Origin of the sequence: Gordonia sp. X0973, assembly GCF_013348785.1 — a bacterium.
Lineage (GTDB): Bacteria > Actinomycetota > Actinomycetes > Mycobacteriales > Mycobacteriaceae > Gordonia.
The window spans coordinates 751,475-766,847 of record NZ_CP054691.1 but is presented as its reverse complement, the minus strand read 5'-3'; the positions used below and the strand labels follow the sequence as shown (position 1 = coordinate 766,847).

14 protein-coding genes and 1 tRNA gene are annotated in these 15,373 nt (G+C 69.0%); 5 read left to right on the top strand and 10 right to left on the bottom strand.

Translation table 11 applies throughout. The features are described from left to right. Positions 1 to 2 precede the first annotated feature (2 nt). Both HUN08_RS03785 and HUN08_RS03780 read right to left on the bottom strand, forming a co-directional pair. Positions 3 to 449: a MerR family transcriptional regulator gene (locus tag HUN08_RS03785; protein WP_124248770.1), complete on the bottom strand. Its 447-nt coding sequence runs from the start codon at positions 447 to 449 to the stop codon at positions 3 to 5. Beyond that, entirely contained in the window at positions 439 to 2,175 is a 1,737-nt protein-coding gene (locus HUN08_RS03780) for an HNH endonuclease signature motif containing protein (protein WP_174900867.1), read from the bottom strand. The genes HUN08_RS03785 and HUN08_RS03780 overlap by 11 nt, the downstream gene beginning before the upstream one ends. 382 nt (positions 2,176 to 2,557) lie before the next feature. On the opposite strand from HUN08_RS03780, the gene HUN08_RS03775 reads away from it, so the two are divergent. The 3 genes from HUN08_RS03775 (at position 2,558) to HUN08_RS03765 (ending at position 5,166) form a co-directional block, all read left to right on the top strand. Beyond that, the gene (locus HUN08_RS03775; RefSeq protein WP_301546963.1) at positions 2,558 to 2,812 is read left to right on the top strand and encodes a chorismate mutase; all 255 of its coding nucleotides are present in this window, start codon (positions 2,558 to 2,560) and stop codon (positions 2,810 to 2,812) included. A 69-nt stretch (positions 2,813 to 2,881) separates the two neighbouring features. Continuing rightward, positions 2,882 to 4,531 (top strand): glucose-6-phosphate isomerase, encoded by a 1,650-nt coding sequence (gene pgi / locus HUN08_RS03770; RefSeq protein WP_124249114.1) that lies wholly within the window; start codon positions 2,882 to 2,884, stop codon positions 4,529 to 4,531. Then, a complete protein-coding gene (locus tag HUN08_RS03765) occupies positions 4,528 to 5,166 on the top strand; it encodes a hypothetical protein (protein ID WP_301546872.1) in 639 nt (212 codons plus the stop codon). Before pgi ends, HUN08_RS03765 begins: the two co-directional genes overlap by 4 nt. A gap of 28 nt (positions 5,167 to 5,194) precedes the next feature. Here the strand turns inward: HUN08_RS03765 and HUN08_RS03760 are convergent, their stop codons facing one another. Together HUN08_RS03760 and HUN08_RS03755 are read right to left on the bottom strand one after the other, a co-directional pair. Further along, positions 5,195 to 5,938, bottom strand: a complete 744-nt coding sequence (locus HUN08_RS03760; RefSeq protein ID WP_124249115.1) for an SDR family oxidoreductase — start codon at positions 5,936 to 5,938, stop codon at positions 5,195 to 5,197. Positions 5,939 to 5,947: 9 nt separating this feature from the next. Further along, complete coding sequence (locus HUN08_RS03755; protein WP_124249116.1) at positions 5,948 to 6,835, bottom strand: Fpg/Nei family DNA glycosylase; 888 nt, start codon at positions 6,833 to 6,835, stop codon at positions 5,948 to 5,950. A gap of 47 nt (positions 6,836 to 6,882) precedes the next feature. Between HUN08_RS03755 and HUN08_RS03750 the strand changes: the two genes are divergently transcribed. Then, positions 6,883 to 7,641 carry a 3'(2'),5'-bisphosphate nucleotidase CysQ gene (locus HUN08_RS03750; protein ID WP_124249117.1) on the top strand — a complete coding sequence of 253 codons (759 nt, stop codon included), beginning with the start codon at positions 6,883 to 6,885 and terminating at the stop codon, positions 7,639 to 7,641. A gap of 20 nt (positions 7,642 to 7,661) precedes the next feature. On the opposite strand, the gene cobF is transcribed toward HUN08_RS03750, so the two are convergent. The 4 genes from cobF to HUN08_RS03730 form a co-directional block, all read right to left on the bottom strand. Then, the gene (gene cobF / locus HUN08_RS03745; protein ID WP_301546871.1) at positions 7,662 to 8,456 is read right to left on the bottom strand and encodes a precorrin-6A synthase (deacetylating); all 795 of its coding nucleotides are present in this window, start codon (positions 8,454 to 8,456) and stop codon (positions 7,662 to 7,664) included. Positions 8,457 to 8,559: 103 nt separating this feature from the next. Beyond that, positions 8,560 to 10,065, bottom strand: a complete 1,506-nt coding sequence (locus tag HUN08_RS03740; RefSeq protein WP_124249118.1) for an LGFP repeat-containing protein — start codon at positions 10,063 to 10,065, stop codon at positions 8,560 to 8,562. Positions 10,066 to 10,460: 395 nt separating this feature from the next. Next, positions 10,461 to 10,536, bottom strand: a tRNA-Arg gene (locus HUN08_RS03735). Positions 10,537 to 10,549: 13 nt separating this feature from the next. Next, positions 10,550 to 10,987, bottom strand: a complete 438-nt coding sequence (locus HUN08_RS03730; protein ID WP_124249119.1) for an SRPBCC family protein — start codon at positions 10,985 to 10,987, stop codon at positions 10,550 to 10,552. Here HUN08_RS03730 and HUN08_RS03725 point away from each other — a divergent pair. Next, positions 10,953 to 11,558, top strand: a complete 606-nt coding sequence (locus HUN08_RS03725; RefSeq protein ID WP_124249120.1) for a DNA-3-methyladenine glycosylase — start codon at positions 10,953 to 10,955, stop codon at positions 11,556 to 11,558. The two genes, HUN08_RS03730 and HUN08_RS03725, sit on opposite strands and share 35 nt — an antisense overlap. On the opposite strand, the gene HUN08_RS03720 is transcribed toward HUN08_RS03725, so the two are convergent. Continuing rightward, positions 11,555 to 14,125: an HAD-IC family P-type ATPase gene (locus tag HUN08_RS03720; RefSeq protein ID WP_124249121.1), complete on the bottom strand. Its 2,571-nt coding sequence runs from the start codon at positions 14,123 to 14,125 to the stop codon at positions 11,555 to 11,557. The genes HUN08_RS03725 and HUN08_RS03720 overlap by 4 nt on opposite strands. Next, positions 14,122 to 15,288, bottom strand: coding sequence for an MBL fold metallo-hydrolase (locus tag HUN08_RS03715; RefSeq protein ID WP_124249122.1), 1,167 nt, complete (start codon positions 15,286 to 15,288; stop codon positions 14,122 to 14,124). Before HUN08_RS03715 ends, HUN08_RS03720 begins: the two co-directional genes overlap by 4 nt. Between the last annotated feature and the right edge of the window lie 85 nt (positions 15,289 to 15,373).

The following is a 15,373-nucleotide window of genomic DNA, read 5'->3' as shown; positions in this document are numbered from 1 at the left end:
GTTCAGTCGTCGTCGGTGCGGCGCTGCTGCGCGCGTTCGTCCGCGTCGGTGATGGGCTGCTCGGCGCAGTCGAGGCCCGCGTCGATGAGTTGGCGGTAGTGCGCGATCTTGCCGTCGACGGCGTCGAGGTCGTCGGCCAGTTCGCGGATGCGGGACTCGATCTCCTCGCGGTGGTTCTCCAGCAGGCGCATGCGCCGCCCGTGGGTGCGCGCCCCCTGCTCGACCATCGTCACGAAGTCGCGCATCTGCGCCACCGGCATCCCGGTGCGCCGCAACCGGACCAGCAGGTCGATCATGCGGACCGTCGCGTCGTCGTATTGCCGCACCCCGGCGGTGTTGCGCGGCACGGACGGGATCAATCCCTCCGACTCGTACCAGCGCAGGGTGTCGCGGGACAGGCCGGTGCGGGCGGAGACCTCGGCGATGGAAAGGGTGCTGTCATCGGGCATAGGGCCACGGTAGGACTTGGAGCGCACTCCAACGCAAGCCGTGACCTCTCAGGCGGCGACGAGGAGCGTCAGTACTGATTCGACGAGAGAGTCCCCCCCGACGACCGAACTGGGGATTGACCCGCCTCATGACTGGCTCGTCTGGTGGTGGATCTGCCAAACCTGGCGGTGGTCCCGAGTCGTCGCCCGCGGCCTGGTCGTGGTCGTGCTGGTTGGGGTCGAATACGGTTCCGTGTAGGTAGGTGCGGGGGTCGTGGGTGTGGTTGACCCGGAAGGGTTGGTCGGTTCCGGTGCGTCGCCAGCCGGTGCGTCCGGTGTGGGGTCCATCACTGAAGACGTGGGTTTCCCATTGGCCGGGTTTGGTACCGACGGCCCGGTTGTGTCGGCCGCAGGCCCCGGTCATGTCGGTCACATCGGTTGATCCGCCGCGGGCGTAGTCGCGGGTGGCGTGGTGGGCTTGGGTGCGGGAGAACGGTTGCCCGCATCCGGGTTTGCTGCAGCCGGGTTCGGCGGCGAACAGGGCCAGGCGTTGGGTTTTGGTCGCCAACCGCCGGCCCCGCCCGAAATCGAGCACGCTGCGGGTGTGGTGGTGAAAGACCGCCAGCCACGGGGTCGCATCGGCGGCCAGATGGATCAAGTCACCGACGGGCACCATGGTGCCGGTCGCGGTCACTCCGATTCCGGCGCGGCGGGCCAAGTCGTGTTCGTCGATGGTGATCACCACTTCGGCCGGGATCCGATCCGGTTTCCCCAACGCCTGGTGGCCCAGCAGCCAATCCAGGCCGGCTTCCAGGGCGTCGTGGTCGCGTTGCGCCGACGTCCAGGTATCCCGGCCCCGCGCCTGTATCAACGCCTGGTGACGCGCGTCAGCCACGGTGGTGTCGTGACCGGTGGCGGTGCCGTCAGGGCCGGTGGTGTGGTTAGGGCCGGTGTCGTCGAGAGTCATGAGGGCGAGTGGGCCGGTGATGCGGTGTTCGTCGTCATCGTCGGGGTTGTTCATGCCGGGTTTGCCCCAGTTGTCGAGCAGTACTTCGAGTTTGGCCCGGACCTGGGGTGTCACATACCCGCAGAGTTTGGACATCAAATCCGCGCCTTGGGCTCCTAGGTGCAGGCTGCGGCGGCGGTGCCGGTCGGTGTCGTCGGTCAGGGTGCCATCGGGGTCCAGGTGGGCCAGGATCCGTTGCCCAAGACGGTTCATGTCTTTCGGGGTGGCTGCTTTCGCGGCCTCGGTCAACACCGTCACCGCCGCTGCCACCTCCCGCGGGTCGGCTTGGTGCGGGATTTTGTCCAGGACTTGTTCGATCACCCGCACATGCTCGCCCGACACCGTCCCGGCTGCGACCGCCACCGCCAACGGTTCCCGTTTGGGCGGCAACGGTTGTCCGGTCAGCGCGGTGCACACCCCGATCGCCTCGGCCACCACCTCCCGACGCCTGGCCTCGCCTGGCCCCAGCCGCAGGTATTCGCTGTACCAGGCCCGCGGTGTGGCATACCCCAACCACAAATTGCGGTCGGACACTTGCACCAGCAACGCCGCATTCACCCCGTCCGCGCGCCGCCACGCCCGCTCCAATGTCTCGACCGTCGCGGTCACCTCGGTATCCGAGGCCAACCCCAACGACACAGACCCGAGTTTCGTGATCGCGGCATCAATCAACCCCGCCAACTCCCGCGGCGAATCCGGCAACACCACCGGCATCACATCAGCCACCGCCGCGTCGGTCAATTGGATCCACCCCCTCAACCCCGGTTCGAATATACGTTCTATTCTACCAACCTGGTGTGAGGTGCGCAACACCTCGTTCGATGGCCGTGGCACACGATCCGACGTCGACTCACCGGGGTCTCGATACGGTTCCTCGGCTAGCGCCTCGGATCCACTCGACCACCCACAGCATCCACCCGACCACCGCGGCTGGCACCGCGACCGTTCCCAGCGGACCATCACCGTCGCCGACACGACTGCCGTCGCCATACAGTCACAGCGGGTGACACCCGTCCGTCGGGACTGGTATGTCGGAGCCGATGAACCGGCCGTGGCAAAATCAATCCCCGTGAGTGACGCGACACAGCCTTTCGACCCGGCACAATACGATCTCGGCGAAGACGTGTCCGCCCTACCCGACGACATCGACGTGCTGCGGCTGGAAATCGACCGGATGGACGCGATGATCCTCGCGGCGATCAAGCGGCGCTCGGCGGTGTCGAAGAAGATCGGCGCGGCGCGGATGGCGTCGGGCGGTCCGCGACTGGTGCACAGCCGCGAGGTGAAGGTCCTCGACCGCTTCTCCGACCTCGGCCAAGAGGGCCACACCCTCGCGATGCTGTTGCTGCGCCTGGGCCGGGGACCGCTCGGGCGCTGAAACCGCGCATCGGGGACCAGTCGGACAGGCGGCCGGGCGAAGCACGCGCAAACCACTTAGGGTGGACCCATGAGCGACGATGTGACGTCCACCGAGTCGTGGCACGCCCTCGCCGGCCACCAGCGGCAGATGTCCGCCCTGACGCTGCGCGAAATCTTCACCGCCGACCCCGGCCGGGGCACCGACCTGGTCATCGACGCCGCCGATCTGCATATCGACTATTCGAAGCATCGGGCCACGCGCGAGACGCTGGACCTGCTGCTCGCACTCGCCCGTGAGGTCCGGCTCGAGCAGCGCCGCGACGACATGCTCGCCGGCCGCCACATCAACTCCTCGGAGAACCGGGCCGCGCTGCACACCGCACTGCGACTGCCCGCCTCCGCCTCGCTGCAGGTCGACGGCCAGGACGTCGTCGCCGACGTGCACCGCGTCCTCGACGCGATGGGCCGCTTCACCGACGACGTCCGCTCCGGCGCCTGGACCGGATACACCGGCAAACAGATCACCGACGTCGTCAACATCGGCATCGGCGGCTCGGATCTGGGCCCGGAGATGGTGTGCGGCGCGATGCGCGACTTCCACGACGGGCCGCGGACCCACTTCGTTTCCAACGTCGACCCGGCCGACATCCTCTCGACCCTCGACGCCGTCGAGCCGGAGACGACGCTGTTCATCATCTCGTCCAAGACCTTCACCACCCTGGAGACGCTCTCGAACGCGCGGGCCGCGCGCGACTGGCTCGTCGCCGCACTCGGCTCCCCCGACGCGGTGGCGAAGCATTTCGTCGCGGTCAGCACCAATGCCGACGCGGTACACGCCTTCGGCATCGACACCGCCAACATGTTCGGGTTCTGGGACTGGGTCGGCGGGCGCTACTCGGTGGACTCCGCGATCGGATTGTCGGTGATGCTGGCGATCGGCCGCGAGGGCTTCAGCGACTTCCTGGCCGGCTTCCACACCGTCGACGAACACTTCGCGACCGCACCGCTGGAACGCAACGCGCCGGTCATCATGGGCCTGCTGGGCGTTTGGTACGACAACTTCTTCGACGCCGGGAACAAGGCCGTCCTCCCCTACTCCAACGACCTCGCCCGCTTCACCGCATACCTGCAGCAGCTGTCGATGGAGTCCAACGGGAAGTCGGTGACGCGCAACGGCTCCCCGGTGCGCTGCGACACCGGTCAGGTGTGGTGGGGCGAGCCGGGCACCAACGGCCAACACGCCTTCTTCCAACTGCTCCACCAGGGGACTCGGATGATCCCCGCCGACTTCATCGCCTTCGCGCGCCCCTTCCGCGACGTGACGACCGAGGACGGCACGTCGATGCACGACCTGCTCATCAGCAACTTCCTGGCGCAGACCAAGGTGCTGGCCTTCGGCAAGACCGCCGAGGATCTTACCGCCGAGGGCACCGACCCCAAGGTCGTGCCGCACAAGGTGATGCCGGGCAACCGCCCGTCGACGACGATCTTCGCCCCGCAGCTCACCCCCAATTCACTCGGCCAGTTGATCGCCCTCTACGAGCACCAGGTCTTCGTCGAGGGCTGCATCTGGAATATCGACTCCTTCGACCAGTGGGGGGTCGAGCTCGGCAAGAAGCAGGCACTCGAACTCCTGGGCGCGATCGACTCCCCCCAGCCCCCCGGCCCGCTCGGCGACTCCTCGACCGACGCACTGGCCCAGTGGTACCGCGCGCACCGCGCCGGGAAGCAGGCATGAGCGCGGCGCGGACCGCATACGGAGTCGGAGCGGCCGCGGCGCTGCTCGTCGGCACCGCCGGATGTGCCACCGACAATCCCGACACCCCCGGCCCCTCGGTGCCGACGTCGGCATCGCTGACCGTCCCCGCCGGCAACGCGGCGAAGACGGCCCCCGGCACCGTGTTGAGCTTCGGCTCTACCGCGCTGCTGCCCGCCTCGACCTTCCATCCGGATCGGCTGGCCGCTTACACCGTGACCGGGGTGCGGCGGGCCGGCAAGTTGCCCGACTCCATCGCCAAGGGCAAGGGCGGCACCGGCTACTTCGTCTACCTGACGGTGCTCTCGCTCGACGCGCAGCCGATGCCCGCCCCCGACGTCCTCGGCGTCGCCGGGAGCGTCGACGGCAAGCAGGCGGCGCTCACCGTTCGGTCGAACTCTGAGACTCCCGAGTGCGTCACCCACACCCCGCCGAAGCTGATGAAGCGCGGTGAAAGCTATTCGACCTGTCTCGTCGGCCTGGTCGGCAGCGGCCAGGAGATCCGCTCGGGCATCTACTGGGCCAACACCACCACCAACCCGGAGCTGGACTACCAGGCCAAGCCGGTGGTGTGGACCGCCGACGGCAAGCCCCTACCGAGCGCCGCACCGAAGTAGCGGCCCGGGCCGCAAGCCGCGGCGCGCCTCAGACCAGTCGGCGCGACACCGGCTCCGGCAGATGGCGCAACGCGGCGGCCAGCGGCTCCCACGGCCAGCGCGGCACGGCGGCGTGGGCCTTCTCCGCCTCGATGGCCGCGACCATCGCCGCGACCCCGTCGTCGGTCTTGGCCATCAACCGGGTCTTCACGCCCCGATTGATGTCGGTCTCGATATAGCCCGGCTCGATGATCGTGATCGTGATGGGTTTGCCGGCGAACTCCGCCTGCAAGCCTTGCCCGAGGGCGGTCACACCCGCTTTCGACGCGGAGTACGCCGCCTGTGCCTTGGGCAGCCCGCGCGTCGCGGAGACCGAGCTGATCAGCACCAGATGCCCGGCGCCCTGCTCGCGGAAGATCTCCAGCGCCGCCTCGGCCTGTGCCAGTGCCCCGGTCAGATTGGTCTGCACCGTCTCCAGGTTGGCGTGCGCCTTGCCTGTCCCGATCGGCGCTCCCTTACCCAGCCCGGCGTTGACGATGACCCGGTCGAGCCCGCCGAGCTCGTCGCGCAGCTGTCGGAACACCACGGGCACCGAATCGAAATCGGTGACGTCGAGCGCGGCGGTGACCACGGTTCCGGCCTCAGCCCGCAGCTCTTGCGCCAGCGCCTCGAGTCGGTCGACGCGGCGCGCGCACAGTGCGAGCGATCGTCCCTGCTTGGCGAAGGCGCGGGCCATCCCCTCGCCGAGTCCCGAGCTGGCACCGGTGATCAGAATCTTCTCGCGTGTACTCACCCCGCCACCCTATTTCAGAAGTCGTGACATCCGCCGGTCGGCCAGCTTCTTGCCGCCGGTCTGACATGACGGACAGTACTGGAAGGAGCGGTCGGCGAAGGACACCTCGGCGACGGTGTCGCCGCAGTCGGGGCAGGGCAATCCGGTCCGGGCGTGGACCTTGAGGCCCGATCGCTTCTCCGCCTTCATCGTCGCCACCCCGCCCGGCCCCTCGAGCCGCCCGATCGCGTCGCGCAGGATTCCGACGATGGCATCGTGCAGCACCTCCACCTGTTCGGCGGACAGATTCTTCGCCGGCGCGAACGGCGACAGCCGTGCCCGATGCAGAATCTCGTCGGAGTACGCGTTACCGATCCCGCTGATGATCCGTTGATCGGTGAGGACGTTCTTGATCCGCCCGGAGTGCCCGGCCAGGATCTCGCCGAGCTCGCCGGCGCCGAGGGTTAGGGCGTCCGGTCCCAGCCCGGCGATCCGCTCCACGTCGAGCGGGTCGGCGACGATCCACACCGCCAGTCGTTTCTGGGTGCCGGCCTCGGTGACGTCGAACCCTTCGCCGGGCAGCCCGCAGTGCACGCGCAGCGCGATCGGCCCCTTGCCGCCGGGCCGCGGCGGTTTGGGTGACAGGTTCTCACTCCACCGCACCCACCCGGCCCGCGACAGGTGGATCACCAGATGCAGGGGCTCCTGATCGGCCGCGTCGCCGGGCACGGTCGTGAGGACGAGGTATTTGCCGATCCGACCGACCGACGAGACGGTCCGCCCGACCAAGGCGGTGTAGGGCGGATCGGCCGTCTTGAGCACTGCCAGCGATGCCACGTCCACCCGCCGGATCGGCAATCCGGCGGTGCGCTCGTCGAGGAACTGCGCGATAGCGGTGACCTCGGGCAACTCTGGCATGCGCCCGACGCTACACATTTCCGACGCTCCGCTCGACTCTTCGCCTCATGTGCTCTAGTGGGAGGGTGAGATCGACACCCGACGACGCCGAGTTGGCCGCGCAGATCGCCCACGGTGCCGGCCAGATCCTGTTGGGCGTGCGCCACGACGGGCTGCTCGACGGTCGACTCGTCGGCGATGCCGGCGACCAGATCGCCCAGGCGTGGATCGGCGCGGTGCTGCGGCGACGGCGTCCGCATGACGCGGTGCTGTCGGAGGAGGCCGAGGACGTCGGGGACCGGGCGAGCAGCAGCCGCGTCTGGATCGTCGACCCGCTCGACGGGACCACCGAGTTCTCCCACGGAACCGACGACTGGGCCGTTCACGTCGCGTTGACCGTCGACGGCCGGCCCGACGTCGCGGCGGTCTCGATCCCGGGCCGCGGCGAGCTGTTCCGTTCCGACCGGATCGAGCCGGTCGGCGGTGAGCTGACCGGGCGGATCGCCGTCTCCCGCTTCGGCGGCAGCTACGAGGCCGCCCACGTCGCCAACGCCCTCGGGTTGGCGCGGGTGTCGATCGGTTCCGCCGGGGCCAAGGCGATGGCCGTGGTCCGCGGCGACGTCGACGCCTACGTCCACGCCGGTGGCCAATACGAATGGGACAACTGCGCGCCGGTCGGGGTGTGCGCGGCGGCCGGACTGCACTGCAGCCGACTCGACGGCTCGGAGATCGTCTACAACCAGCGGATCCCGTATATGCCCGACTTCCTCATCTGCCGCACCGAGATCGCCGACGAGGCGCTCGAGGCCCTGTCCAACGTCTGGTGAACATCCGGCTCGGGAGCGGTTCAGTCCGCGTCCGGCCGCCTCAACAGGTAGATGTCCATCACCCAGCCCACCCGCGACTTCAGGTCGGCGCGGGCGGCACTGATGTCGTCGGCCACCCGCGCCACCGGACCGGAGATGAGCACCTCGTCGGGGGTGCCGAGGTTCGCCCCCCAATAGATCGTGTCGTCGGGGCGCGCGGCGCCGCGAAAGGCCTCCGCACCGTCGAGCATGACGATCTGGTCCTCACCCGTCGCCGCGGTCTCGGACAGACGACGACCGGTGGTGATGTGGACCGGTCGGCCGATGCGGTTCGCGGTGATCGCGTGCGCGGCGGCCAGCGCCGACGCACTGGTGACGCCGGGGACCACGTGGACCGTCACCGCCCAGCCGGGACGCGCGGCGAGGGCGTCGACGAGGCGCAGCGTGCTGTCGTAGAGCGAGGGGTCCCCCCACACGAGGAAGCCGACGACCGGTGCACGACCGGCGGGCCGGGGGAATCGGTCGACGGCCTCGGCGATCGCGTCGACCCGGGCGGCGTGCCAGCGCCGGACCTCGGCCGCATAGTCCTCCGGCCGGCGGTCGCGCGGCGGGTCAGCGACGACGAGCACCGTCGTATCGGGCGCGTACTCGTCGAGCAGATCGGTGCGCAGTCGCCGCATCGAGGCCGTCGACTCGCCCTTGTCGAGCAGTATCACGCCGTCCAGCCGTCGGATCGCGTCGACGGCCTCGACGGTGATCTGCTTGGGGTTGCCCGGGCCCACGCCGATCACCCAGGCGTCGATCTCACGGTCGGAGACTTCACGGTCGGAACTCACCCGCCAACGGTAAGCCACGTCGAAACGAACCGCGGCCCGGCACCCTCTCGGGTACCGGGCCGCGGCCGAAACGATGAGCGGTTAGCTCACTCGATTATCTTGCTCACTCGAACTTCTTGAAACCGGCAGCTTCCGCATCGGCCTCGGTCGCGAACCAGATCTCCGCGACGGTCGCCTTGTAGGCGCGCGAGGCGGGGGTGTGGAACAGACCCGAGTCGGCGTTGCCCTTGATCGGGAAGCCCTTGGGCTCCGCGTCGCCGGGCAGCGGGAGGTGAGCACCCTTGGGCAGCGGGACGGACTTGCCGTCGCGCACCCAGGTGCCGGCAGCACCGGCAGCCGCACCAGCGGCAGCAGCGGCACCGGCCGCAGCGGCCTTGCCCTTGCCGGTGGCGTCGCCAACGAGGCCGGAGACCTTGTCGCCGGCGGCGTGAGCCGCATCGCCGACCTTGCCGGCAGCACCTTCGACGCCGCCCTTGGCCTTGTCGAAGGCACCCTCGACGTCACCCTTGAGGCGGTCACCGGCACGCTCGGCGGCGTCGACGGCGTCGCCAGCGGCGCCCTTCAGACGACCACCAGCGGCGGCAGCAGCAGCGCCGGCCGCACCAGCGGCCCCGGCAGCACCGGCGGCAACCTTGCCGCCCGCACCCTTGATGCCGTCAACAGCGCCACCGACACCGAGGTGCGGGTTCACGTTGTGGCTCTTACGACCACGGCCGGTGAGCAGACGCCACAGCCAGCCGAGCAGCAGCAGCGCGCCGATGATCAGCAGCGGCAGCAGCAGCCACCACCAGTTGAAGCCCTTGGTGTCGATCTTGGGGGCGTTGATGTTCGGCATGCTCACGTCGGGCACGTTGATGTTCGGCATACCCGGGAGGTTGATCTTCGGCCAACCGGGCAGGGTGAACGCGGGCCACTTGAGGCCGTCGAGCTTCGCGGTCAGGTCCGGCAGCGACAGACCCGGCAGCGACGGGAGGTTGATCCACTTGCCGGTCTTGGCGTCGAAGGTCAGCTCGCCGTTGGCGAACTTCTGGGTGATGGTGTCACCGTTCACGACGGCATCGCCGACCGGCATGCCCAGCGCGCCGGCGATAGCCGGGTCGGCCAGAGCAGCCGCGAACGGGCCGCGAACGACCCAGGCGCCGTCCTGCGGGGTCCAGTAGATCCGCGGGCTGTCAGCAGCGGCGAACTCGGCGTAACGGGAACCGGCAGGAGCATCCGCCGGAGCCTCGCTGGTCTTCGGGAAGCCGAGGTTCTCACCACCGGCAGGTCCGCCGACCTGGCCGAACTTGTCGTTGATAGCGCCAAACAGGACCTGCGCGCCGTCCTTCTCGGACCAGTAGATCGTGCCGCCGCTGTACTTCTGCTCGTAGCCGTCGCCGACCGAGGTGACGTCGCCGTCCTTGTCGCCGAGGCCCTTCTTCAGGAATCCGGTGTCGGCACCGCCGTTGGCAACCTGCTCGGCAGCCTTCGTGATCGCGGCAGTCGCATCATCGACAGGTGCAGCGGCCGCGTGAGGGGCGACCAGCATCATCGAGCCGGCCGCAGCCGCGATGCCGACGGCAGCGCGGCGCAGAGCGACGAGCCCTGACTTCTTCTGTACGGGTTTCACTCCGTGCACTCCTTGTGTCCTGGGCGCGACTTCGTCGTGCCTGTCCCTAGCTTGCTACACGCGCGCTTATTTTGCAGCGCAATCGCAACCGCGTCCACGAACTTTGCTAAATCGTAGATCGAATTGCTGATACGCAGCCTACCGCCTCAGCGACGGTGTGCCCACGTCTGGGGTCAGACGGACCGCAATTCTTACTAAGGCTGGGCTAAACCACCAGCCCAGCGGGGTGATGGACATCACCTGCGGGAGGTGGGGGCCGCCGCGCACCCGCCCGGATCGTTTCGACACCGTGGGCGCCTACCGACCGACGGACGGCGGGGATGTGATGGTGCGCCTGCATGAAACTCTTTCAAACACAGTAGGCGCACACCGGCCGGAGGCCGGCAGGAATGTCATGGTGCTCCCGGTAGGATTCGAACCTACGACACCGGCTTTAGGAGAGCCGTGCTCTATCCCCTGAGCTACGGGAGCGGGGTGGGCGGCGCTACCCGAAGACCTCGCGGAACCGCTCGAGCGATGCGTGCAGATCCTTCTTGGTCGCCATCGCCGCCGCCTTGCCTGCGGGACCGATGAGCGGCAACCCGCCCAGGTCGACTTCGAAGGTCACCGTCGAGCCGTCCCCGTTCGGCGTGATCGACAGGTCGAGCTTGGCCTTCACCCCGCCCTTGCCGTCGCCCTTGAGTCGGACACGGGTGGGCGGGTCGTATTTCTCGACGCTCCAGTTGAACCGCACCCGCGCGCCCTTAAGCTTGATCACCGAGGCGACCTTCGTCCCGACGCCGAGTTCATCGGCCGTCGGGATCGGGCTGCGCCAACCGTCGTGCAGGGTGAGCCAGTCGCCATAGCGCGACAGGTCGGAGGCATGCGCCCAGGCTTCCTCGACCGACATGTCGACGTTCACGGAGTCTTTCGTTTTGGCCACGGCACCCGATCCTACTGTTACGCGCCACGCGCAAGCGCTGCTGGGCGCCCATCTCGTCGGCCACGGCGTGACCGTCATGATCTCCGAGGTCGAGGCCTATGACGGCGTCAACGACCCGGCGTCGCACGCCTATACGCGAACTCCCCGCTCCGAGATCATGTACGGGCCGCCGTGGCGGCTCTACGTGTACCGGATCCACGGCCACCACTGCGCGAACGTCGTGACCGGGCCGACCGAACACGCCTCGGCGGTGTTGATCCGGGCCGGGCGGGTCGTCGACGGGATCGAGACCGCCCGCAGCCGCCGGGCCACCGCGCGCGACGACGACGCACTGGCCCGCGGGCCGGGCAACCTCACCCGTGCGCTGGGCATCACGATCGACGACCTCGGCACCGACTTGCTGACGCCGCAGCCGGTGACGCTGATCCGGCCCGAAGGTCGGCCCGTCGACCCGAGCAGCATCCGCAGCGGTCCCCGCGTCGGCGTGCGGCTGGCCGCCGAGGCGCCGTGGCGGTTCTGGATCGACGGCGAGCCGTCGGTCTCGGCCTACCGCCGCCACCCGAGGGCCTAGCGGCCGACGGCCTCCGCGCCCTCGGCCTGCACCGCGTGCTCGGGCTCCACCGCGTCCTCGGGGATGAAGCGCGGGAGAACCCGGTTGACCACCTCGATGGCGATGATGCCGACCGCGGCCGCGCACAAGGCCACCACGACCATGCCGGTGTTCGACGAGTCCAGGTTGAACCAGTGCTGCGGGTTGAACACGTACCGGTCCTTGCCGAAGAGGTGTACCTGCGGACCGGAGTTCATCGGCCAGGCGAAGATCGCCACGTAGGCCAGCGCGGACAGCACCAGCAGGACGGCCTTCCACCAGTTCAACGGGCGGGCGACGACGACGAGTACATAGAACGCGGTCGCGACCAGGGCGATCAGCGTCGCGGTCGACGCCTGCACCACCTCGGGCGGCAGCTGGTCGATCTTCTCCCCCAGCTTCGGCCCACGGGCGCCGCCCGGGTTGACGATCACGAAGGTGATGAAGGCGACCAGCCCGACGATGATCCCGTTGGGCACCGCGTGCGTCAGCACCCGCTTGACGAAACCGGGGCGGGCGCGCTCGTTGTTCGGCGCCAGCGACAGCACGAAGGCGGGGACGCCGATGGTGAACCACGCCGAGATGGTGACGTGGATCGGCTGGAAGGGATACGCCAGCGAGGTGAAGCCGAAGAGCTTGCCCGCGATGCCCGCCAGCCCGATGAGCAGTGCCAACAGCACCGCGTACACGGTCTTGGTGAGGAACAGGTTGGCGACGCGCTCGATGTTGCCGATGACGCGCCGACCCTCGCCGACGACGTAGGGCAGGGTCGCGAACTTGTTGTCGAGCAGCACGATCTGCGCGACCGAGCGCGCCGCCGAGCTGCCCGATCCCATCGCCACGCCGATGTCGGCGTCCTTGAGGGCCAGTACGTCGTTCACCCCGTCGCCGGTCATGGCGACGGTGTTGTGCCGCGACTGCAAGGCCTTGACCATCGCGCGCTTCTGGTCGGGGCGGATGCGTCCGAAGATCGTGCCGTCGGAGACCGCCTCGGCCAATTCCTCGCCACCCTTGGGCAGTTGGCGGCCGTCGACGGCGCCGTCGACCGACCCCAATCCCAGCGACGAGGCGACCGCGCCGACCGACCGGGCGTTATCCCCGGAAATGACCTTGACCTGTACGTCCTGGTGCCCGAAGTACTCCAGGGTGCCGCGTGCGTCTGGTCGCACCCGCTGCTCGAGCACCACCAGCGCGACCGGGGTCATCGACTTGGTGGCGTCGGGCTGATCGACGGCCACGTCGGCCTTCGCCAGCAGCAGGACCCGCAGGCCGGTGTCGCTGATCTGCGATGCCCGCTTCGCGTCGTCGCTGTTCGGGTCGAGCAGGATGTCCGGGGCGCCGATCAGCCAGTTGCCCGCATCGGCTCCCGACGCGTCGGCAAACGACATGCCGCTCCACTTGAGCGCCGAGGAGAACGGCTGGACCGCCGTCAGCTTCCAGTTCGGCGCGTCCGGGTAGGCCTCGGCGATCGCCTCCATGCTGGCGTTGGGGTGCGGGTCGTTGGCGGCCATCGCGGCCAGCACGGCCGTGGTCCGCTCCGATTCATCCGCCCCGATCGCCTTGACCTCGGAGAGCCGCATGCCGTTCTCGGTGAGCGTTCCGGTCTTGTCGGCGCAGACGATGTTGACGCGCGCGAGACCCTCGATGGCCGGCAGCTCGTTGACCAGGCATTGTCGTCGGCCCAGGCGGACGACGCCGACGGCGAAGGCGATCGAGGTCATCAGGACCAATCCCTCGGGGACCATCGGGACCAGCGCGGCGACCATGCCGAGGATGCCGGGCTTGATCGAGTCCCACGCGAGCGAACCGTCGCCGGCGATGAACAGCTGGTTGACGATGGTCAGGATGCCGGCCGGGATCAGCAGCCAGGTGATGACCTGCAGGATCCGGTTGATCCCGGTGCGCAGCTCGGAGTCGACGAGGGTGAACTTGGAGGCCTCGGCGGCCAGCTTCGCGGCGTAGGCTTCGGAGCCGACCTTCGTCGCGCGGTAGGTGCCGGAACCGGCGACGACGAAGCTGCCGGAGAGGATCTCGTCGCCGACGGCCTTGTCCACCGGATCCGCCTCGCCGGTGAGCAGCGACTCGTCGACGTCGAGCGCCGCGGATTCGACGGTCTCGCCGTCGACGACGATCTGGTCGCCCGGACCGAGCTCGATGATGTCGTCGAGCACGATCTCCTCGGGCGTCACCGCGACCGGCTGCCCGTCGCGGCGCACCGTCGGCTTGGCCTGCCCGACGATCGAGAGCCGGTCGAGGGTCCGCTTGGCGCGGACCTCCTGGATGATGCCGATGCCGCTGTTGGCGATGATGATCAGCCCGAACAGCCCGTTCTTCCACGATCCGGTGAGCATCACCAGGATGAACAGCACGCCCAGCATCGCGTTGATCCGGGTGAAGACGTTGGCGCGGACGATCTGCCCGACGGTGCGACCGGTCTTGTCGGTCGAGACGTTGGCCTGCCCGGCGGCGACGCGCTGCGCCACCTGGGCGGCGGTCAATCCGCGCGCGGGATCCACCGGTTCGGTCTTCTCGGGTGCTTCGACGGTCACGCCGACTCCTTCCACCAGTCCGGCACGACGGTGGCGGTGCCGGTCCGGTCGACGACGTCCACCTCGCCCCCGGGTTGGGGGATGACGATGTCGACCGGCGCCCGGCCGGGCGAGGGCTGCGCGGCATGGGTCAGCCGCGCGGCGGGCTCGCCCCACGTGTGTCGCGCGAGGTTGAAGGTACCCCAATGGATCGGGACGAGCAGCGCATCGGTGCCGCGCGCCAGCATCCGGTGGATGGTGACCGCTTCCTCCGGGTTGACGTGGATGTCGGGCCATAGCGGGTCGTAGGCGCCGATCGCGATCAGGTTCAGTTGGAACGGCCCGAACGCCGCGCCCGCATCCTCGTAGGCCTCGCTGAATCCGGTGTCACCGGAGAAGAAGGCCCTATGCCGCGGCCCGATGATCGCCCAGCTCGCCCACATCGTGAGATCGCGGTCGAGGCCGCGGCCGGAGAAGTGCCGTGCGGGGACCGCGGCGAAGCGGATCGCGGTCCCGTTGCCCCCGGTGACGGCGACCTCGTCGTGCCACTGCGCGGTGCGGATCCGCTCGGCACCGATCCCCCAGGCCCGCAGGTGCGCGCCGACGCCGATCGGGCAGACGAAGACCGCCGCGGGCTGGGTGCGGGCGAGTTCGACGACCGACGCGGTGTCGAGGTGGTCGTAGTGATCGTGGCTGATCAGCACGACGTCGAGCGGCGGCAGGTCCGCGATGTCGCAGGGCAGCGCGTGTAGTCGCGCCGGACCGACGAGCTGCGACGGCGAACAGCGCCGGGAGAAGACCGGGTCGGTCAGGACGCGCACCCCGTCGATCTCGACGAGGGCGGTCGCATGACCGAGCCAGGTGACCGCGAGATCGCGGGCACTGGGCGCGAAGTCGGGTGTGGTGACCATGATCGTCCCGGTGGGACGCCCGGGCCGTCGCACCATGTCGACCAATGCCCCGACCGGCGGCCCACCGATGGGCGACGGCGGGTCGGCGTTGACGAACCGCCCGTCGCGAAGGAAGGGGGAGGCCGCGACCTCTGCCGCGATCTCCGCCGGGCTCGCGCCGATCGCCTGCGCCCCGGGTAACCCCGCGTCGGCCAATTTATTGGTGCCGCTCACCACGGCCGCGCGTACCGTGCTGGATGCACGGGCACGCAGACTGCTGTCTTGTCTGGTCATCGGATCCAATGTAGCGACCCCGCAGGGTTAGTATCGGTTCACTCACATACCCACCATCCGGACCGGGGTCCGGGGCGAGTAAGGA